An 18318-nucleotide genomic window follows, 5' to 3' on the forward strand; every position below is an offset into this window, starting at 1 on the left:
GGCCCTGATTCTTATTGTTGTCAGGAAATGCCAGGGGGGGCGGACGTGACCGCCGGCCCTTGGCGTTGTGCCGCAGTACTCCCGTGAATCAGCGGTTGATCAGCTCGATGACGGCATCGGTGATCTGGCGGGTGCTGGCAGCGCCACCCAGGTCAGGGGTGTGCAGGCCGCTTTCGGTGACCGCCTCGATGGCTGACATCAATTGCCGGGCGGCGGCTGGCTCGCCCAGGTGTTCGAGCATCATGGCGGCGGTCCAGAATGTCGCGATGGGGTTGGCCACGCCTTTACCGGTGATGTCGAACGCCGAACCATGGATCGGCTCGAACATCGACGGGAACCGGCGCGAAGGGTTGAGGTTGGCCGTGGGCGCAATACCCAGGCTGCCGGACAGTGCGGCGGCGAGGTCGGAAAGAATGTCAGCATGCAGGTTGGTGGCCACAATCACATCCAGGGTCGAAGGTTTGAGCACCATGCGCGTGGTCACGGCGTCGACCAGTTCCTTGTCGATTTTCACATCCGGGAAGTCCTTGGCCACTTCGTAGAAAATCTCATCCCACAGCACCATGCCGTGACGCTGGGCATTGGACTTGGTGACCAGGGTCAGATGCTTGCGGGGGCGACTGCGGGCCAGGTCGAAGGCAAAACGATGAATACGCTCCACACCGGCACGGGTGAACACCGACACTTCAGTGGCCACCTCTTCGGGCAAGCCGCGATGCACCCGCCCGCCGTTGCCGGAGTACTCGCCTTCGGAGTTTTCCCGTACCACCACCCAATCAATCTGGTCGCCGTTGTGCAACGGGCTTTTCACCCCCGGCAACACCCGCGCCGGACGCACGTTGGCGTACTGGTCGAAGCCTTGGCAGATCGGCAGGCGCAGGCCCCACAGGGAGATGTGGTCCGGCACGTTCAAGGCCCCCACTGCACCGAAGAAAATTGCGTCGAAGGTCTTCAGCTCTTCCAGCCCCCCCTCAGGGATGTAGTAGCCGTTTTTCAGGTAGTTATCGGAGTTCCACTCGAAATGCTTGAAGTTCATTGCAAAGCCGGCTTTGTTCGCGAGGCTTTGCAGGACTTCAACGCCCGCGGCGATCACTTCAACGCCGATACCGTCTCCTGGAATTGCCGCAATGTTGTATGCACTCATCATTCACTCCGCTTCGTCACGTTTGTTGTTGTGTCCCGCCGCAGCCAGGCTGTCCAAGCGGGGGGTGATCGGAGTATATGTAGCGATCAAAGCAGCATGATCGACTCGAAATCACTACATAAATAACCTTGAGTTACGAATGAGCCAAACCCTGGATTTGTCGTTTTTCTACCTGCTCGCCAACAAAGGCAGCTTGGTCGCCACCGCGCGCGAACTGGGGGTGACTCCGCCGGCAGTGAGCAAACGCCTGACGGCACTGGAGGCGCGCCTGGGCATTCGCCTGGTCAACCGCACTACCCGTTCGATGAGCCTGACTTCCGAGGGTGAGCTGTATTTCACCCATGCGGCGCGCATCCTCACCCAGATCGACGAACTGGAGCAGGTGCTCAGCAGTAGTCGCGCCACGCCCAAGGGCCTGATTCGGGTGAATGCCTCGCTGGGGTTCGGCCGCCGTTATATCGGCCCGGCCCTGGCAGCGTTTTTTGCGCAGTACCCGGAGGTCGAGATCCAGCTGGAAATCAGCGATCACCCGCTGGACTTGACGACCCACGGTTTCGACCTCGGCATCCGCTTCGGCAGCCTGCCGGACGCGGCGTTCCATGCACGCAAGATCGCCTCCAACCGCCGCCTGCTGTGCGCTTCGCCGCTGTACCTGGACAAATACGGCACACCCGAAAAGCTCGCCGACCTGCACCAGCACAACTGCATCTTCATCCGTCAGAACGAATCGCCGTATGGCGTGTGGTCGTTCACCCACGGCGGGCATACGGACAACATCAAAGTGCACGGCGCCCTGGGCTGCAACGACGGCGAGGTAGCGCTGAACTGGGCACTGGAGGGCTACGGGATTCTACTGCGCGCCGAATGGGACATCGCTCGCTACGTGCGCAGCGGGCGCCTGCGCCTGGTACTGGAGGACCAGACCCCCACTCGCGCCGATGTGTACGCGGTATACCCGCAACAACTGCACCTGTCGGCACGGGTGCGCAGCCTGATTGACTTTCTGATCGAACGCTTCAAGCACCTGGACACAGTCGATGACGCACTGATGACTGACTGAAGTGCATCACCTCGGAACGCATATTCGCTACTATGTGCCCCAGCCCCCAGACCGACCCGGAGCCTCAATGCCAACCCCCAAGGACACTGCCCCCGACAGCAGCACGCCGATGATTCCCGAGCAGCGTCGCGAGCAAATCCTGCGTCAGTTGCGCAAGCATCAGGTGATGAGCGTGCACCAGTTGATGGAGATGTTCGACTGCTCGCACATGACCGTACGCCGTGACATTGCACTGCTGGAACAGGAAGGCCGGGCGTACTCCGTCACCGGGGGCGTCAGGATCGCCAGCCAGTTGCACAGCGAGCCGAGCCATCAATCCAAAGCCGTAGTGGAATTGCCACAAAAGCAGGCGATGGCACGACTGGCAGCACGTTTGCTGCACGCGGACATGACGGTGTACCTGGATGCCGGCACCAGCACCCTGGAGATCGTCCCCTATATCAAGGCGCTTTCGGGGATGACGGTGGTCACCAACGATTTCGGGATCGTGCAGGCCCTGATGGATGCGCCCCAGGTCACGGTGATCCACACCGGTGGCCAACTGGACCATGACAATCACTCTTGCGTCGGCGGGCTGGCGGTGGCGACTTTGCGCCAGGTGGTCACGGATATCGCTTTTGTGTCCACCAGTTCCTGGGACCTGCACCGTGGCATCACCACCCCCTCGGCGCTGAAGGTCGAGGTCAAGCAAGTGGCGATGCAATCAGCTGCTCAAGTAGTACTGGTGGCCAGCAGTTCCAAGTACGGCACCTTCAGCATGTACCGCATCGCCGGGCTGGAGCCGTTCGATGTGATCATCAGCGACGACGCCCTGGCCCCGGCGGCCGCTGACGGTATCCGCAAGCGCGGCATCGAACTGATGCTGCCGGGCGATCCAACGCCGGCGTGACCCGACGGCGTGTTAACGCGCCTGGCGTACCTGCTCGGTGTGTTGCATGAACGCCGCCAACTCCCGGGTGTAGAACTTCGCCATCGCCGTAGTGCCATGGCCGCGCGTCTCAGCGCTGGCCGGGATCAGCAGCAAACGCGCGTCCTTGATGTGTTTCAGGGACGCCTCCAGAGTGCCGGTTTCGGGCGGATTGCGCTCGTCATCCGCCGAATTGATCGCCAGTACCGGGGCCTGGATATTGCCCAGCCCGGGGGCAGCGTTGTAATCGGCAGACGATTGCCATTGGTAGATAAAGTCGTTGGCGTCAGCCGTTTGCGCAGCGTTGAGGCGCTCGTCCACCAGCTTGTCGGCCAGCGCTCTGCTCGGCGCAGCCGCCTGGTAAGCCAGGGTGCCGCCACTGGTGCCTACACTGAATAGCGCATTGGCCAGACGTAACGAAGGCGGCTGCTGGGTGTAATTGCCGCTATTCCACGCAGGGTCCTGCCTGATCGACTCCACCAGCAGCCGACGCATCATCCAGTTGCGTGATGACATCTGTGTGGGCTGCGATGCCATGGGCACCAGACCATCCATCATCTGAGGCCAGGTCTGGCCCCACATCCAGGTCTGCATGCCGCCCATGGAATTACCGATGACCAGGCGCAGGTGCTTGACCCCCAGGCCCTCGGTCACCAGTCGATACTGCGCCTGGACCATATCGGCATAGTTGTAGGCGGGAAACGTGGCGCGCAGCCCATCCGACGGTTTCGTCGACTGGCCGACCCCTATGCCATCGGTGGAAATAATGTAGTACTTGCTGGCGTCCAGGGGCTGGCCCGGCCCGAACAACTCACCGCCGAAATCCTTGCCCAGCACGTCGCTGCCAGGTCGATACGTGCCGTGCAGATACAGGACCGCCGGGTGAGCCGGATCGCCCAGCGTCAGGTAATGCAATTTCAGGTTGGTCAGCTTTTCACCCGTGTGAAAAGTGAACTCGGGCGCGACCCAATCGCCCTCCGTCGCCGATGGCAATGGTGCAGCGCAGAGCATCGAAGGTACACAAGACAACGCAAACAGCCAGCCTGGAGCAGGCCGGACGGTGAAGTGCTGCATAGGGGAACTCCCGTTATTTTTGTTTTTATGGTGAAGCCCCCTGCTTACCGGTTATGCAGGGGATGTTTCGGATCAGCGGGCTTTCCAGTCCCGCAACCATTGCAGGCCAGCCGAGGTGTCGGCTTTGGGCCGGTATTCGCAGCCGACCCAGCCGGTGTAGCCCAACTGGTCCATCAGCTCGAACAGGAACCCGTAGTTCAGCTCTCCCAGGTCCGGCTCGTGGCGGTCGGGCACTCCGGCAATCTGGATATGACCGATGCCGTCGACATCACGACGCAGCTTGGTCGCCACATCGCCTTCGACAATCTGACAGTGATAGCAGTCGAACTGCACCTTGAGGTTGCTTGCGCCGACTTCACGACAGATCGCCTGGGCCTGGTCCTGGCGATTGAGAAAGAAGCCCGGTATGTCACGGGGGTTGATCGGCTCCACCAAGACCGTCACGCCGACCTCGGCCGCCGCAGCGCTGGCGTAGGCCAGGTTCTCCAGGTACACGGCATGATGGCGTTCGCGCAGGCTTGGCGACGGCAACAGCCCCGCCATCACATGCACATGGGTATTACCCAGCACCGCGGCGTATTCCAGGGCACGGTCGAAGCCGCTGCGAAACTCGGCCTCGCGCCCCGGCAAGGTGGCAATGCCTCGCTCACCCGCCGCCCAGTCACCCGGCGGTGCATTGAACAACGCTTGGACCAGGCCGTTATCACTCAAGCGCTGCTTGAGGGTGGCGGCGCTGTAATCGTAGGGGAACAGGTATTCCACGGCATCAAAACCGTCGGCTTTCGCCGCAGCGAAGCGCTCGAGGAAATCATGTTGCGGGTACAGCATGCTCAGGTTGGCAGCAAAACGAGGCATGTAAGCTCCTAGAAATCAGACAAATGGCCAGATCAGCAGGGTCATCAGGAACCCCAGGGTGCCGAGCAACGTGGTGATGACTGTCCAGGTACGCAGACCGTCTGCCACATTCAGCCCGGCCAGCTTGGTGAAGATCCAATAGCCTGCATCGTTGATATGGGACATCGCCAGCCCGCCACCGCCCATGGCCAGGCACAGCAGCGCCATATGGTTAGGCGTGAGGTTGAGGGTGGCAATCAGCGGGCTGATGATTCCTGCGGTAGTCACCAGGGCCACGGTCGTAGAACCCTGCACCGCGCGCAGCAGCATGGTCAACAGGAAGCCCAGGGCCAGCACCGGCAGACCGGTGGTGCGCAACATATCGGACACGACTGCGCCGATCCCGGTGTCCACCAACACTTTGCCGAACACCCCACCAGCGCCGGCGATCAGGATCACCATGGCCACGCCCGGCAAGGCGGAGCCGATGACATCCGACACCTGGCTGCGGCTCCAGCCCCGACGCGAGCCCAGCAGCCAGGCACACAGCAAGGTGTCGATCAACAGCGCCACCAATGGTGCGCCAAGCACGGTCATCACTGCGCGCAACGTCGACTCTATCGGAAGCAACGATGTGGCCAGGGTGCCCAGTAGAATCAACACAATCGGCAGCAGGATCAGGCTGACGATCAGCCCGAACCCCGGCGCAGGCGCCGCAGGCAACTTGGCGGCGATGGCACTGGTGGACTCCTCCAGGCCCATGTGGGATTCGGCCACGGCGTTCTGTTGCGCGGCCTGGTTGCTGCCGCTGGTCCAGGCCCGCAAGTCTTCATTGGTCACATGGGGGCCATAGACTTCGGCGCGAATGTCATCGGTCATCGGATAAAAGCGGCGAGTCATGCGCCCCGCCACGCGGTAGCCGACGTAACACAGCAACGCGGTGATCGGCAGGCCGAACATCAGCACCCGGCCCAGGTCCGCACCCAGTTGGCTGGCCGCCGCCACCGCACCCGGATGAGGCGGCAGGAACGCATGTACCGTGAGCAGTGCCGCACACATCGGCAACGCAAACACCAGCAGCGGCTTGCGTGCCCGGCGTGCTACACCGTAGGCCAGCGGCATCAGGATAATCACCCCGACTTCAAAGAACACCGGCACGCCGATGATGAATCCGGCAATGGTCAAAGCCAGCGGCGTACGGCTGTTGCCAAAGCGCTCGATCAGCGACTTGGCCAAGGCTTCGGCGCCGCCGGACAGCTCGATGATCCGCCCGATCATCGCGCCCAAGGCAATGATGATCGCGATATGACCCAGGGTCTTGCCCATGCCACCTTCAATCGTCGCCACCAGATCAGCCGGTTTCACCCCGGCCACCAGCGCCACCACAATACTGACCAGCATCAGTGCGACAAAGGGCTGGAATTTGTACTTGAGGACCAGAAACAGCAGCAGCGCGATACCCGCGCCGGCGGTCAACATCAAAATCAGTGGGCTCATTCGGGAATGTCCTGTTGTTATTGTTTTTTGGTGCAAGCCGCCCCCGCCACGATCCGCAGGCGGGTCTCGCGGGAGGCTTGCAATATCGATCTACGGCTTACCAGTGCGCGCCGAACGTCTCGCGTAATTCATCCAAGGCGGCCTGGCCCAGCGGCTCGGGCCGGGGGTTGCTCATCAGCCAGAGCCTGGCGGTTTCTTCCAACTCTTCCAGGGCGTAACTGGCCCTGGCCACCGAGCTTTCCCAGACCACCGGCCCCAGGCGTTCAAGCATCACCCCACGCACGCTGTTGGCCAGTTGCGCTACTTGCTCGGCGACGTTGGGCGAGCCCGGACGCTGGTAGCCGATCAAAGGAATGTGCCCGACCTTCATCACTTGATAGGGCGTGAGCGGCGGCAGAATAGCGTCTGGCCGCCACACCCCGGCCAGGGTCAACGCCACCAGGTGGGTCGAATGGGTGTGCACCACCCCGCCCACCGAGGAATTGCGGTCATACACCTGACGGTGCAGGGCCAGGGTCTTCGAAGGTTTGTCCCCGGACACCCACTCGCCTTCCAGGTTGACCTTGGCAATCGCCCCAGGCGCAAGACGCCCCAGACAGACATCGGTAGGCGTAATCAACCAGCCATCATCCAGGCGCGCACTGATATTGCCGGCGCTGCCGACGGTATAGCCACGTTGATACAGGCTATGGCCGACATCGCAGATCTCTTCGCGCAGGGCCTGTTCGTCGATGCCAGTCATTGGGCACCTCCTGCCAGGTGCACAAGGGCCTTGGCAAAGAACTCGCGCCCCCCGAAGTTGCCCGATTTCAGCGCCAGTGCCAGCGGTTCGGTGGAACTGCTGAGCGTGGCCGGCACACCGGGGTCGATCTGTGCACCAATCTGCAACAGGTTGACGCCGAGGGCCTTGACCACCGCACCGGAGGTTTCCCCTCCGGCGACTACAAAACGTCGCACCCCCTGCTCACGCAGCCCGGCAGCGATCTCGCCCAATGCGTTCTCCACCAGGGTGCCAGCGCGTTCGACGCCCAGTTGTTGTTGCACCGCCTTGACCTCAGCCGGGGTGCTGGTGGCGTAGATCAATACGGTGTGTGCACTGTTGCGAGCAAAGGCCAGCGCCCGCGCCACCACCGGTTCACCGGCGGCCAGGGCAATGGGATCGATGCGTAATGCCGGGCGGCCCGCCTCGCACCAGGCTGCAACTTGTCCAAGGGTCGCCACCGAGGCACTGCCGGCCAGCACCACCTCGCCCCCCCTGACCGTGGGCAATGCATTCACATCAAAATCGCGCAATTTACCCGCGCGGCGGAAATTGCCCGGCAGGCCCAGGGCCAGGCCCGAGCCGCCAGTGAGCAGCGGCAAGTCGGCGCAGGCGCTGCCCAGGGTATAGAGGTCCCGGTCCGACAGCGCATCGGCGATGGCAATGCCCACGCCTTGCTCGCGCAGTTCGGCGATCCTGGTGCGTGTCGCGTCCACACCGGCGGCGACCGCGTCGTACCGCAGGAGCCCAACCGGCAATGCAGTCTGGCTTTGCAGCACCCGCACCAGATTAGCGTCGCACATGGGTGTCAGCGGGTGATGCTGCATACCCGATTCATTGAGCAACTGGTCCTGCACGAACAAGTGGCCACGGAAAATCGTGCGACCGTTTTCCGGGAACGCCGGGCAGGCCAGGGTGAAATCAGCATCCAGCGCCTTGAGCAAGGCCTCACTGACCTGGCCTATATTGCCGGCGGCGGTAGAGTCGAACGTTGAGCAATACTTGAAGAAAATCTGTTCGCAGCCCTGCGCGCGCAGCCATTCCAGTGCGGCCAGGGATTCCTCGACAGCGTCTGCGGCCGGCGTGGTGCGCGACTTGAGGGCGATGACAATGGCATCTGCATCCAGGCCGTCTGCAACTTCTCGGCTGGGGATGCCAATGCTCTGCACCGTGCGCATGCCGCCGCGCACCAACATGTTGGCCAGGTCGGTGGCACCGGTGAAATCGTCGGCAATGCAACCCAGCAACGGGCGTGTGGTGTGGTCAGTCATAAAATGTTCCTTACACCGATTCGGGCTTGGCAGTCGGCAACTCGATACCGGGGAAAATCTTGATCACCGCCGAGTCGTCCTCGCGGCCAAAACCGGCGCTGGAGGCCTGCATGAACATCTGGTGCGCAGTGGCCGACAGCGGCAGTGGGAACTTGCTGGCACGGGCGGTATCCAGCACCAGGCCGAGGTCCTTGACGAAAATATCCACCGCCGACAGTGGCGTGTAGTCGGCCTTGAGGATGTGCGGCACACGATTTTCGAACATCCAGGAATTGCCGGCGCTGTGGGTAATCACCTCGTACAAGGCATCGGCATCCACCCCTTCACGCAGGCCCAGGGCCATGGCCTCGGCGGACGCCGCGATATGCACGCCGGCAAGCAATTGGTTGATGATCTTGACCTTGGAGCCGAGTCCATGGACGTCGCCCAGGCGATAAACCTTGCCGGCCATGCCCGCCAGCACCGCATCGGCCTTGGCATAGGCGGCCTGTGGGCCTGAGGTCATCATGGTCATCTCACCGGCGGCGGCCTTGGCCGCACCGCCGGAAATCGGCGCATCCAGGTACAGCAGCCCGTGTTCGCCCAGCCGCCGGCCGAGGTCCACGGCGTAGGTCGGGGCCACGGTGGCGCAACCGATCACCAGGCTCGCAGGGCGCAGCGCCGCCACGGCACCGCCCGTACCAAACAGCACAGTCTCGGTCTGCTCGGCGTTGACCACCACGGTGATGATCACATCACAGGCCTCGGCCATCTGCGCCGGTGACGAGCACGCCACTCCGCCTTCCCCGGCGAACTGCCGGGTGACCGCCTCACGTACATCACAGGCATGCACACTGAAACCAGCGCGCAACAGGGAGCGGGCAATGCCCAGCCCCATCGCGCCCAAACCGATCACACCGACATTCTTATTATTCATAGGTACTCCAGGGGAAAACGGCGACTGACACCACACCGGCGAGCCGCATTGGAATTGGGAACGATCATCCACCAATGAACAGATTATGTGAAGTATTTTTTCAATCTAACATTTTTTAACATCACCTCGAAAAGACCTTCATACACCACCCTCTATCGCCTCACCCCACGCAAACTCATTCGCGATGCTTGTGCTTTACGTATTATGGTATACCATCATACGCAAACCACTCCCCCACACCTGATGGAGCCGCTCATGAGTTTCGAAATCCGCAAAATCGTCAGCTACACAGAAGAAACCTTCATCGAAGGCGGCAAGGCCGCTGATACCCCCGTGACCATGGTCGGTCTGGCCGTAGTATTGAAAAACCCATGGCTGGGCCGTGGTTTCGTCGAAGACCTCAAGCCGGAAATCCGTGCCAACTGCTCCGACCTCGGGGCGCTGATGGTCGAGCGCCTGGTGGGCATCATTGGCGGCGCCGACAAGATCGAAGCCTATGGCAAGGCTGCCGTGGTCGGTGCCGATGGCGAGATCGAGCACGCCAGCGCGATCATCCACACCCTGCGCTTCGGCAATCACTACCGTGAAGCGGTCAAAGCCAAGAGCTACCTGAGCTTCACCAACAAGCGCGGCGGCCCGGGCACTTCCATCCAGGTCCCGATGATGCACAAGGATGACGAAGGCCTGCGCTCGCACTACATCACCCTGGAAATGCGCATCGAAGATGCCCCGCGTGCCGACGAAATCGTCGTGGTACTGGGTTGCGCCGATGGCGGCCGCCTGCACCCACGCATCGGCAACCGTTACATCGACCTGGAAGAACTGGCTGCCGAAAAGGCTCAGTAAGCCAGGCCGGCACCCCCAATAAGAAAAGGCATGCAGGAGCGCTCCATGATTCGGCTCACCGCTGAACGCACCCCGGCTGGCACCAGTTATCTGGCGACCGGCCAAGGCCAGCCTGTGGTTTTGATCCACGGCGTGGGCCTGAATAAAGAAATGTGGGGCGGGCAAGTCGTTGGCCTGGCCACGCACTACCGCGTGATCACCTACGACATGCTCGGCCACGGCGCCAGCCCGCGCCCGGCCTCCGGCACGCCGTTGCTGGGGTATGCCGACCAGCTGCTGGAACTGCTCGACCATCTGCAAGTGCCCCAGGCCACGGTAATCGGTTTTTCCATGGGCGGTCTGGTCGCACGGGCGTTTGCCCTGCACTACCCCGAACGCCTCAAGGGCCTGGTGGTGCTCAACAGTGTGTTCAACCGCAGCCCGGAACAGCGCGCCGGCGTGATCGCGCGCACCGCCCAGGCCGCCGAACACGGGCCGGACGCCAACGCCGAGGCGGCGCTGTCACGCTGGTTCAGCCGCGAGTACCAGGCGGCCAACCCGGCGCAGATCGCGGCCTTGCGCGAAACCCTGGCGGGCAATGATCCCCAGGGTTACCTCACCACGTATGAGCTGTTTGCCACCCAGGACATGTACCGCGCCGACGACCTCAAGACGCTGCGCGCCCCCACCCTGGTTGCCACCGGCGAACTCGACCCCGGTTCGACGCCGGAGATGGCGCGCCAACTGGCCGATCGCATCCCCGGCGCCACCGTTGCGGTGCTGGCCGAACAACGGCATATGATGCCGGTAGAATCGCCGCGCCTGGTCAACCAGTTGCTGCTGGGTTTTCTAGAGACCGTGTACGCCCAAAACAATCCAATAAAGGGGATCGTTGCATGACACTCGCACGCTTCCAGATGTGCATCGGCGGTGAATGGGTCGATGCCCTGTCCGGCAAGACTTTCGACAGCCTCAACCCGGCCCTGGCCGAACCCTGGGCGCAACTGCCTGACGCCGACGAAGCGGATGTGGAGCGCGCCGTACAGGCCGCGCAAACCGCCTTCGACAGCCCGGCCTGGCGCGGCCTCACCGCCACCGCACGGGGCAAACTGCTGCGCCGCCTGGGCGATCTGATCGCCGAGAACAAGGAACAACTGGCCCAGCTGGAAAGCCGCGACAACGGCAAGTTGATCCGCGAAACCCGTGGCCAGGTCAGCTACCTGCCCGAGTTTTTCCACTACACCGCAGGCCTGGCCGACAAGCTCGAAGGCGGCACCCTGCCGCTGGACAAGCCGGACCTGTTCGCCTACACCGTGCACGAAGCCATGGGCGTGGTCGCCGCGATCATTCCGTGGAACAGCCCGCTGTACCTGACTGCGATCAAACTCGCGCCGGCACTGGCGGCGGGCAATACCATCGTGATCAAACCGTCGGAACACGCTTCGGCGACCATCCTCGAACTGGCACGCCTGGCCCTCGAAGCCGGCATCCCGGCGGGTGTGGTCAACGTGGTCACCGGCTACGGCCCGAGCACCGGCGCCGCCCTCACCCGCCACCCGCTGGTGCGCAAGATCGCCTTCACCGGCGGCGCGGCCACGGCGCGCCATGTGGTGCGCAGCAGCGCGGAGAACTTCGCCAAGCTGTCCCTGGAACTGGGCGGCAAGTCGCCGAACATCATCTTTGCCGATGCGGACCTGGACAGCGCCATCAACGGCGCGATTGCCGGCATTTATGCCGCGTCCGGGCAGAGTTGCGTATCGGGTTCACGCCTGTTGGTGCAGGACGACATCTACGACGAATTCGTCGAGCGCCTGGTGGCACGTGCCCAGCGCATCCGCATCGGCAACCCGCAGGATGACGCCAGCGAAATGGGGCCCATGGCCACCGCGCAGCAACTGGCCGTGGTCGAAGGCCTGGTGGCGGACGCAATTGCCGAAGGCGCGCGCCTGCGCACCGGCGGCAAGCGCCCACAGGGCCTGGGCGATGGCTGGTTCTACGAGCCGACGCTGTTCGAATGCGACCGCAATTCGATGAAGATCATGCAGGAAGAAGTGTTCGGCCCGGTCGCCTCGGTGATCCGCTTCAAGGATGAAGCCGAAGCGCTGGCCATTGCCAACGACTCGCAGTTCGGCCTCGCCGCCGGCATCTGGACCCGCGACCTCGGCCGCGCCCATCGCCTGGCCCGGGACGTGCGCTCGGGGATCATCTGGGTCAACACCTACCGTGCCGTGTCCGCGATGGCGCCGATCGGCGGCTTCAAGAACAGCGGCTACGGACGCGAGAGCGGCATAGATTCGGTACTGGCCTACACCGAGCTGAAAACCGTGTGGATCAACCTGTCCCAGGCGCCCATGCCTGATCCTTTTGTGATGCGCTAAGAGACCCCGACCATGATCGAACCCGGCATTTACAAAGACGTCATGAGCTCCTTCCCGTCCGGCGTCACGGTGGTCACCACCCTCGACCCGGACGGCGGCATCGTCGGCATCACCGCCAGCGCGTTCAGTGCGCTGTCGATTGACCCGGCGCTGGTGCTGTTCTGCCCCAACTATGCCTCGGACACTTACCCGATCCTGCGCGACAGCAAGCGTTTTGCGATCCACCTGCTGTCCGCCGACCAGACCGCCGAAGCCTACGCCTTTGCCGGCAAGGGCAAGGAAAAGGCCAAGGGCATCGAGTGGCACCTCAGCGACCTGGGCAACCCGCTGCTGGCCAAGGCCACGGCGATCATCGAGTGCGAGCTGTGGCGCGAATACGACGGTGGTGACCATGCGATCATCGTCGGTGCGGTGAAGAACCTGATCCTGCCCGCACAACCGGTCACGCCGATGATCTACCACAAGGGCAAGCTGGGGCCATTGCCGGCCTTGGCCTGAGGCAGGCTGGGGGCCGTGAGGGTTTGTCGCTTAAAGGACACCGCGTGATAAACTCGCCGACAATTTCGGCCCCTGATCGGCCCCCTGTTAACCGTTACATACAGAGCAGCCCCCATGAAACGCCTGCCACTCGACGACAGCTTCAAGGTCAATCACAACCCGGTCACCCTGCGGGAAATCGTGCTGGAGAAACTGCGCAGCGCCATCATGAACTTCCAGTTGTTGCCGGGCGACCGCCTGGTGGAGCGCGACCTGTGCGACCGCCTCGGCGTCAGCCGCACCTCGGTGCGCGAAGCCTTGCGTCACCTGGAATCCGAAGGCCTGGTGGAATTCGCCGACGCCAAGGGCCCGCAGGTGGCGATCATCACCCTGGCCGATGCGGTCGACATCTATGAACTGCGTTGCGTGCTCGAAGGCCTGATCGTGCAGCTGTTCACCCTGCGCGCCAAGGCCAAGGACATCAAGGCCCTGGAAAAAGCCCTGGAGGAGAACCGCAAGGCCCTCAAGGACGGTGAACTGCAACAGGTCATCGATTCGGTGCAAGGGTTCTACGATGTGCTGCTGGAAGGCTCCGGCAACCATGTCGCAGCGACCCAGTTACGCCAGTTGCAGGCCCGTATCAGCTACCTGCGCGCCACCTCGGTGTCCCAGGAAAACCGCCGCGCCAGCAGTAACCAGGAAATGGAACGCATGGTCCAGGCGATCAAGAGTGGCGACCCGCTTGCCGCGCACCAGGCCTGCGTCGATCACGTGCGCGCCGCCGCTGCCGTGGCCCTGGACTACCTCAAGCGCAAACAGGAAGAGACCGGCAAGCTGCCCGAGATCACCCTGCCCATCGCCCTCAAAGAACCGCGCATAGGCCACTGACCATGCCCAGCCCGCGCTTTTGCCCGACCTGCGGCAGCAGTGACCTCGGTCACCAGTTGCCACCGGGCGATACCCATGAGCGCCTGATGTGCCGGGGCTGCGGCTATATCCACTACATCAACCCCAAGATCATCGCCGGCTGCATCATCGAGCAGGACGGCAAGTATCTGTTGTGCCAACGGGCAATCCCGCCTCGCCCGGGCACCTGGACCCTGCCGGCCGGCTTCATGGAAAGTGGCGAGACCACCGAACAGGCCGCGCTGCGGGAAGTCTGGGAAGAAAGCGGCGTGCGCGCGGAAATCGTCTCGCCCTACTCGATCTTCAGCGTGCCCAGGATCAGCGAGGTGTACATCATCTTCCGCGCGATTGCGCTGGAGATTACCGGGCAGTTCGGGCCGGAGACGCTGGATTATAAGTTCTTTGCGCCTGAGGAGATTCCCTGGGACAGCATTTACTATCCGGCGATCCGGCAGATCCTAGAACGCTATATCGAGGAGCGGCAGGCCGGGGTGTATGGCATCTATATCGGCAATGACGACAGCGGCAAGATCCACTTCATCCGCTGACCTCTCGACCAAACAGGGTTCCAATGTGGGCGGGGGCTTGCCCGCGATGGTGGTGGTTCAGTCACCTTATCCAGTGGCTGACACACTGTTATCGGGGGCAAGCCCCCTCCCACATTTAACCCAACGTCTGGCCTGATCATCTAGGGTGCCAGCCCTTCAACGATGATGATCTGCGCCACCCCAGCCCCTTCACGGTGCGCCTTCGCCTCCTGATATTCGGCAGACTCATAACACGCCACCGCCTGCTCGTAGCTATCAAACTCAATCACCACATTGCGCTGCCGTGCCGGTCCGCCTTCCAGCGCGACACTGCGCCCGCCCCTGGCCAGAAACCGCCCGCCAAACTTCGCAAACGCCGCCGGCGCACGTCTGGTGTATTGCGTGTATTGCTCGGCATCCGCCACATCCACGTGGGCAATCCAGTAGGCCTTCATCGCACATCCTCTTGTTGAATTTTTGTGGTATACCATAATACATACAACCAACAAGCCGAGCATCCTCCATGTCCTTCAACAGCATCGCAGACATCATCGAAGACTATCGCCAGGGCAAGATGGTGCTCCTGGTGGACGACGAAGATCGGGAAAACGAAGGCGACCTATTGTTGCCTGCGGCGTGCTGCACCGCCGAGACTATCAGTTTCATGGCCCGCGAAGCCCGTGGCCTGATCTGCCTGACCCTGACCGATGAACATTGCCAGCGCCTGGGCCTGGAACAGATGGTGCCGAGCAATGGCAGCGTGTTCAGCACTGCGTTTACCGTGTCCATCGAAGCGGCCACCGGCGTGACCACCGGGATCTCTGCCGCCGACCGTGCGCGCACGGTGGCGGCCGCCGTGGCACTCGACGCCGGCCCTGCCGATATCGTGCAACCGGGGCATATTTTCCCGTTGCGCGCCAAGGACGGCGGCGTGCTGACCCGCGCCGGCCACACCGAAGCCGGTTGCGACCTGGCGCGCTTGGCCGGGCATGCACCGGCCTCGGTGATCGTCGAGGTGATGAACGATGACGGCACCATGGCGCGCCGCCCGGACCTGGAGGTGTTTGCGCGCAAGCACGGCATCAAGATCGGCACCATCGCCGACCTGATCCACTACCGCCTCAGCACCGAACGCACCGTGGTGCGTATCGGCGAACGCGACCTGCCCACGGTGCACGGCACGTTCCGCCTGATTACCTTCGAAGACCGCATCGACGGCGGTGTGCACATGGCGATGGTCATGGGCCAGCTGCGCCGCGACACGCCGGCACTGGTGCGCGTGCATGTGATCGACCCGCTGCGCGACCTGGTCGGCGCCGACTACAGCGGCCCGTCCAACTGGACCTTGTGGGCCGCCTTGCAACGCGTCGCGGCTGAAGGCAGCGGCGTGGTGGTGGTGCTGGCCAATCATGAGTCGTCCCAGGCGCTGCTGGAGCGCGTGCCGCAACTGACCCAGGCACCGCGCCAATTCAATCGCTCGCAGTCGCGGATTTACTCGGAAGTGGGCACCGGTGCACAAATTCTCCAGGACCTCGGCGTGGGCCTGCTGCGCCACCTCGGCCCACCGCTGAAATACGCGGGCTTGACCGGCTACGACCTGGAAGTGGTGGAGAGTATTCCGTTCGTTGAATGACCTTGGCCAGATGGCCGGTATGGCAAAATGCTTGCGCAAAGTTTGGAATACCATAATATGATATTCCACAGGTTGGATGACCCTGCAAAGGCCATCCACACCGACTGCTCCCGATAGGCGGGCACTCAAAAGCCCCGCTCATAAACACAACAATGAGGGCGTAAAAATGGTGTTGAACACACGTATCAGCGCAGTCCTGTTCGCGGGTTTGCTGGCCACCGCCAGTCATGCCGCCATGGCGGCCGAAAGCGTCAACTTCGTCAGTTGGGGTGGCAGCACCCAGGACGCACAGAAGCAGGCCTGGGCCGACCCGTTCAGCAAAGCCAGCGGTATCACCGTGGTCCAGGATGGCCCCACTGACTACGGCAAACTCAAGGCCATGGTCGAGAGCGGCAACGTGCAGTGGGACGTGGTGGATGTGGAGGCCGACTTTGCCTTGCGCGCCGCCGCCGAAGGGCTGCTCGAACCCCTGGATTTCTCGGTGATCCAGCGCGACAAGATCGACCCGCGCTTCGTCTCCGACCACGGCGTCGGCTCGTTCTTCTTCTCCTTCGTACTCGGCTACAACGAAGGCAACCTCGGCGCCGGCAAGCCTCAGGACTGGACCGCGCTGTTCGACACCAAGACCTACCCCGGCAAACGCGCCCTTTACAAATGGCCCAGCCCCGGCGTGCTCGAACTGGCACTGCTGGCGGACGGCGTCCCCGCCGACAAGCTCTACCCGCTGGACCTGGACCGCGCCTTCAAGAAACTCGACACCATCAAGCAAGACATCGTCTGGTGGGGCGGCGGCGCGCAATCGCAACAGTTGCTGGCCTCCGGCGAAGTCAGCATGGGCCAGTTCTGGAACGGCCGCATCCACGCCTTGCAGGAAGACGGCGCACCGGTGGGCGTGAGCTGGAAACAGAACCTGGTAATGGCCGACATCCTGGTCGTGCCCAAAGGCACCAAGAACAAGGCCGCCGCGATGAAGTTCCTGGCCAGTGCCAGCAGCGCCAAGGGCCAGGCCGACTTCTCCAACCTGACCGCTTATGCACCGGTGAACATCGACAGCGTACAGCGCCTGGATTCGGTCCTTGCGCCCAACCTGCCGACGGCGTATGCCAAGGACCAGATCACCCTCGATTTCGCCTACTGGGCCAAGAACGGCCCGGCCATTGCGACACGGTGGAATGAATGGCTAGTCAAATGAAAATGGCGGCAACCACACCGACCGGGAGCGCCCTCGGCGCTGCCGGCGCGCTTTCCCGCAACGTCGGGACACCGTCCCTGGCGCAACGCTGGCGGGGGTCGAGCAACCTGATCCCGGCCCTGCTGTTCCTGGGTCTGTTCTTCCTGGCTCCGCTGATCGGCCTGTTGCTGCGCGGCGTGCTGGAACCGGTGCCAGGCCTGGGCAACTATGAGCAACTGTTCGCCAACTCGGCGTACGCGCGGGTGTTGCTCAATACGTTTTCCGTTGCCGGCCTGGTGACGCTGTTCAGCCTGCTGCTGGGCTTTCCGTTGGCCTGGGTCATTACCCTGGTGCCGCGTGGCTGGGGCCGGTGGATCCTGAGTATCGTACTGCTGTCGATGTGGACCAGCCTGCTCGCCCGCACCTATTCCTGGCTGGTGCTGTTGCAGGCCTCCGGCGTAATCAACAAGGCGTTGATGGCCATGGGCATCATCGATCAGCCGCTGGAGATGGTGCACAACCTCACCGGCGTGGTGATCGGCATGAGCTACATCATGATTCCGTTCATCGTGCTGCCGTTGCAGGCGACCATGCAGGCCATCGACCCGATGATCCTGCAGGCCGGCTCGATCTGCGGCGCGAGCCCCTGGACCAACTTCTTCCGGGTGTTCCTGCCGCTGTGCCGGCCGGGGCTGTTTTCCGGTGGGTTGATGGTGTTCGTGATGTCCCTGGGTTACTACGTCACCCCGGCGTTGCTCGGCGGTGCGCAGAACATGATGCTGCCCGAGTTCATCATCCAACAGGTGCAATCGTTCCTCAATTGGGGCCTGGCCAGTGCCGGCGCGGCGCTGCTGATCTTCATCACGCTGGTGCTGTTCTACTTCTACCTGAAGCTCCAGCCGGAATCCCCGGTTGGCGCCAGCAACGCGAGGTAAGCC

Annotated in this window: 19 protein-coding genes; 11 read left to right on the plus strand and 8 right to left on the minus strand. The window is 62.7% G+C overall.

The features are described 5' to 3' along the window. Positions 1 to 88: 88 nt before the first annotated feature. Complete coding sequence (locus NL123_RS19295) at positions 89 to 1144, minus strand: tartrate dehydrogenase (RefSeq protein WP_494356104.1); 1056 nt, start codon at positions 1142 to 1144, stop codon at positions 89 to 91. 139 nt (positions 1145 to 1283) lie between these two features. On the opposite strand from NL123_RS19295, the gene NL123_RS19300 reads away from it, so the two are divergent. Next, on the plus strand, positions 1284 to 2204 hold the full coding sequence (locus NL123_RS19300) for a LysR family transcriptional regulator (RefSeq protein WP_248487748.1): 921 nt from the start codon (positions 1284 to 1286) through the stop codon (positions 2202 to 2204). A 67-nt stretch (positions 2205 to 2271) separates the two neighbouring features. Further along, positions 2272 to 3093 (plus strand): DeoR/GlpR family DNA-binding transcription regulator, encoded by an 822-nt coding sequence (locus NL123_RS19305; RefSeq protein ID WP_058426997.1) that lies wholly within the window; start codon positions 2272 to 2274, stop codon positions 3091 to 3093. 12 nt (positions 3094 to 3105) lie between these two features. Here the strand turns inward: NL123_RS19305 and NL123_RS19310 are convergent, their stop codons facing one another. The 6 genes from NL123_RS19310 to ltnD all read right to left on the minus strand — a co-directional run bounded on the left by NL123_RS19310 (position 3106) and on the right by ltnD (position 9463). Continuing rightward, positions 3106 to 4185, minus strand: coding sequence for an alpha/beta fold hydrolase (locus tag NL123_RS19310; protein WP_494356105.1), 1080 nt, complete (start codon positions 4183 to 4185; stop codon positions 3106 to 3108). Between the two features lie 72 nt (positions 4186 to 4257). After that, positions 4258 to 5040 carry a 2-oxo-tetronate isomerase gene (otnI, locus tag NL123_RS19315; protein ID WP_494356106.1) on the minus strand — a complete coding sequence of 261 codons (783 nt, stop codon included), beginning with the start codon at positions 5038 to 5040 and terminating at the stop codon, positions 4258 to 4260. Between the two features lie 15 nt (positions 5041 to 5055). Further along, a complete protein-coding gene (locus NL123_RS19320) occupies positions 5056 to 6516 on the minus strand; it encodes a GntT/GntP/DsdX family permease (RefSeq protein WP_248487745.1) in 1461 nt (486 codons plus the stop codon). A gap of 97 nt (positions 6517 to 6613) precedes the next feature. Next, on the minus strand, positions 6614 to 7258 hold the full coding sequence (gene otnC / locus NL123_RS19325; protein ID WP_494356107.1) for a 3-oxo-tetronate 4-phosphate decarboxylase: 645 nt from the start codon (positions 7256 to 7258) through the stop codon (positions 6614 to 6616). Then, complete coding sequence (gene otnK / locus NL123_RS19330) at positions 7255 to 8547, minus strand: 3-oxo-tetronate kinase (RefSeq protein ID WP_494356108.1); 1293 nt, start codon at positions 8545 to 8547, stop codon at positions 7255 to 7257. The genes otnC and otnK overlap by 4 nt, the downstream gene beginning before the upstream one ends. A gap of 10 nt (positions 8548 to 8557) precedes the next feature. Continuing rightward, entirely contained in the window at positions 8558 to 9463 is a 906-nt protein-coding gene (ltnD, locus tag NL123_RS19335) for an L-threonate dehydrogenase (RefSeq protein ID WP_494356109.1), read from the minus strand. 255 nt (positions 9464 to 9718) lie between these two features. Here ltnD and NL123_RS19340 point away from each other — a divergent pair, with 255 nt between their 5' ends. The 6 genes from NL123_RS19340 to NL123_RS19365 all read left to right on the plus strand — a co-directional run bounded on the left by NL123_RS19340 (position 9719) and on the right by NL123_RS19365 (position 14597). Further along, complete coding sequence (locus NL123_RS19340; protein WP_058427004.1) at positions 9719 to 10309, plus strand: amino acid synthesis family protein; 591 nt, start codon at positions 9719 to 9721, stop codon at positions 10307 to 10309. A 45-nt stretch (positions 10310 to 10354) separates the two neighbouring features. Further along, positions 10355 to 11188, plus strand: a complete 834-nt coding sequence (locus NL123_RS19345; protein ID WP_248487742.1) for an alpha/beta fold hydrolase — start codon at positions 10355 to 10357, stop codon at positions 11186 to 11188. Continuing rightward, positions 11185 to 12666: an aldehyde dehydrogenase gene (locus NL123_RS19350; RefSeq protein ID WP_248487741.1), complete on the plus strand. Its 1482-nt coding sequence runs from the start codon at positions 11185 to 11187 to the stop codon at positions 12664 to 12666. Before NL123_RS19345 ends, NL123_RS19350 begins: the two co-directional genes overlap by 4 nt. A 12-nt stretch (positions 12667 to 12678) precedes the next feature. Further along, complete coding sequence (locus NL123_RS19355; RefSeq protein WP_058427007.1) at positions 12679 to 13164, plus strand: flavin reductase family protein; 486 nt, start codon at positions 12679 to 12681, stop codon at positions 13162 to 13164. Between the two features lie 114 nt (positions 13165 to 13278). Further along, entirely contained in the window at positions 13279 to 14031 is a 753-nt protein-coding gene (locus NL123_RS19360; RefSeq protein WP_071494895.1) for a GntR family transcriptional regulator, read from the plus strand. Positions 14032 to 14033: 2 nt separating this feature from the next. Further along, on the plus strand, positions 14034 to 14597 hold the full coding sequence (locus tag NL123_RS19365; protein ID WP_248487740.1) for an NUDIX hydrolase: 564 nt from the start codon (positions 14034 to 14036) through the stop codon (positions 14595 to 14597). 140 nt (positions 14598 to 14737) lie between these two features. On the opposite strand, the gene NL123_RS19370 is transcribed toward NL123_RS19365, so the two are convergent. Continuing rightward, a complete protein-coding gene (locus tag NL123_RS19370; protein WP_494356110.1) occupies positions 14738 to 15031 on the minus strand; it encodes a DUF1330 domain-containing protein in 294 nt (97 codons plus the stop codon). A 68-nt stretch (positions 15032 to 15099) separates the two neighbouring features. Between NL123_RS19370 and ribBA the strand changes: the two genes are divergently transcribed. The 3 genes from ribBA to NL123_RS19385 all read left to right on the plus strand — a co-directional run bounded on the left by ribBA (position 15100) and on the right by NL123_RS19385 (position 18315). After that, positions 15100 to 16209, plus strand: a complete 1110-nt coding sequence (ribBA, locus tag NL123_RS19375) for a bifunctional 3,4-dihydroxy-2-butanone-4-phosphate synthase/GTP cyclohydrolase II (RefSeq protein ID WP_248487738.1) — start codon at positions 15100 to 15102, stop codon at positions 16207 to 16209. 166 nt (positions 16210 to 16375) lie between these two features. Further along, a complete protein-coding gene (locus tag NL123_RS19380) occupies positions 16376 to 17401 on the plus strand; it encodes an ABC transporter substrate-binding protein (RefSeq protein ID WP_494356111.1) in 1026 nt (341 codons plus the stop codon). Then, positions 17398 to 18315, plus strand: a complete 918-nt coding sequence (locus tag NL123_RS19385) for an ABC transporter permease (protein ID WP_248488193.1) — start codon at positions 17398 to 17400, stop codon at positions 18313 to 18315. The genes NL123_RS19380 and NL123_RS19385 overlap by 4 nt, the downstream gene beginning before the upstream one ends. Positions 18316 to 18318: the final 3 nt, after the last annotated feature.

Source organism: Pseudomonas sp. FBCC-B1565, assembly GCF_059133265.1.

Coding starts and splice junctions, on each gene's coding strand:
- NL123_RS19295 (WP_494356104.1), bottom strand. CDS start 1,144: ATGAGTGCATACAACATTGCGGCAATTCCAGGAGACGGTATCGGCGTT.
- NL123_RS19300 (WP_248487748.1), top strand. CDS start 1,284: ATGAGCCAAACCCTGGATTTGTCGTTTTTCTACCTGCTCGCCAACAAA.
- NL123_RS19305 (WP_058426997.1), top strand. CDS start 2,272: ATGCCAACCCCCAAGGACACTGCCCCCGACAGCAGCACGCCGATGATT.
- NL123_RS19310 (WP_494356105.1), bottom strand. CDS start 4,185: ATGCAGCACTTCACCGTCCGGCCTGCTCCAGGCTGGCTGTTTGCGTTG.
- otnI (WP_494356106.1), bottom strand. CDS start 5,040: ATGCCTCGTTTTGCTGCCAACCTGAGCATGCTGTACCCGCAACATGAT.
- NL123_RS19320 (WP_248487745.1), bottom strand. CDS start 6,516: ATGAGCCCACTGATTTTGATGTTGACCGCCGGCGCGGGTATCGCGCTG.
- otnC (WP_494356107.1), bottom strand. CDS start 7,258: ATGACTGGCATCGACGAACAGGCCCTGCGCGAAGAGATCTGCGATGTC.
- otnK (WP_494356108.1), bottom strand. CDS start 8,547: ATGACTGACCACACCACACGCCCGTTGCTGGGTTGCATTGCCGACGAT.
- ltnD (WP_494356109.1), bottom strand. CDS start 9,463: ATGAATAATAAGAATGTCGGTGTGATCGGTTTGGGCGCGATGGGGCTG.
- NL123_RS19340 (WP_058427004.1), top strand. CDS start 9,719: ATGAGTTTCGAAATCCGCAAAATCGTCAGCTACACAGAAGAAACCTTC.
- NL123_RS19345 (WP_248487742.1), top strand. CDS start 10,355: ATGATTCGGCTCACCGCTGAACGCACCCCGGCTGGCACCAGTTATCTG.
- NL123_RS19350 (WP_248487741.1), top strand. CDS start 11,185: ATGACACTCGCACGCTTCCAGATGTGCATCGGCGGTGAATGGGTCGAT.
- NL123_RS19355 (WP_058427007.1), top strand. CDS start 12,679: ATGATCGAACCCGGCATTTACAAAGACGTCATGAGCTCCTTCCCGTCC.
- NL123_RS19360 (WP_071494895.1), top strand. CDS start 13,279: ATGAAACGCCTGCCACTCGACGACAGCTTCAAGGTCAATCACAACCCG.
- NL123_RS19365 (WP_248487740.1), top strand. CDS start 14,034: ATGCCCAGCCCGCGCTTTTGCCCGACCTGCGGCAGCAGTGACCTCGGT.
- NL123_RS19370 (WP_494356110.1), bottom strand. CDS start 15,031: ATGAAGGCCTACTGGATTGCCCACGTGGATGTGGCGGATGCCGAGCAA.
- ribBA (WP_248487738.1), top strand. CDS start 15,100: ATGTCCTTCAACAGCATCGCAGACATCATCGAAGACTATCGCCAGGGC.
- NL123_RS19380 (WP_494356111.1), top strand. CDS start 16,376: ATGGTGTTGAACACACGTATCAGCGCAGTCCTGTTCGCGGGTTTGCTG.
- NL123_RS19385 (WP_248488193.1), top strand. CDS start 17,398: ATGAAAATGGCGGCAACCACACCGACCGGGAGCGCCCTCGGCGCTGCC.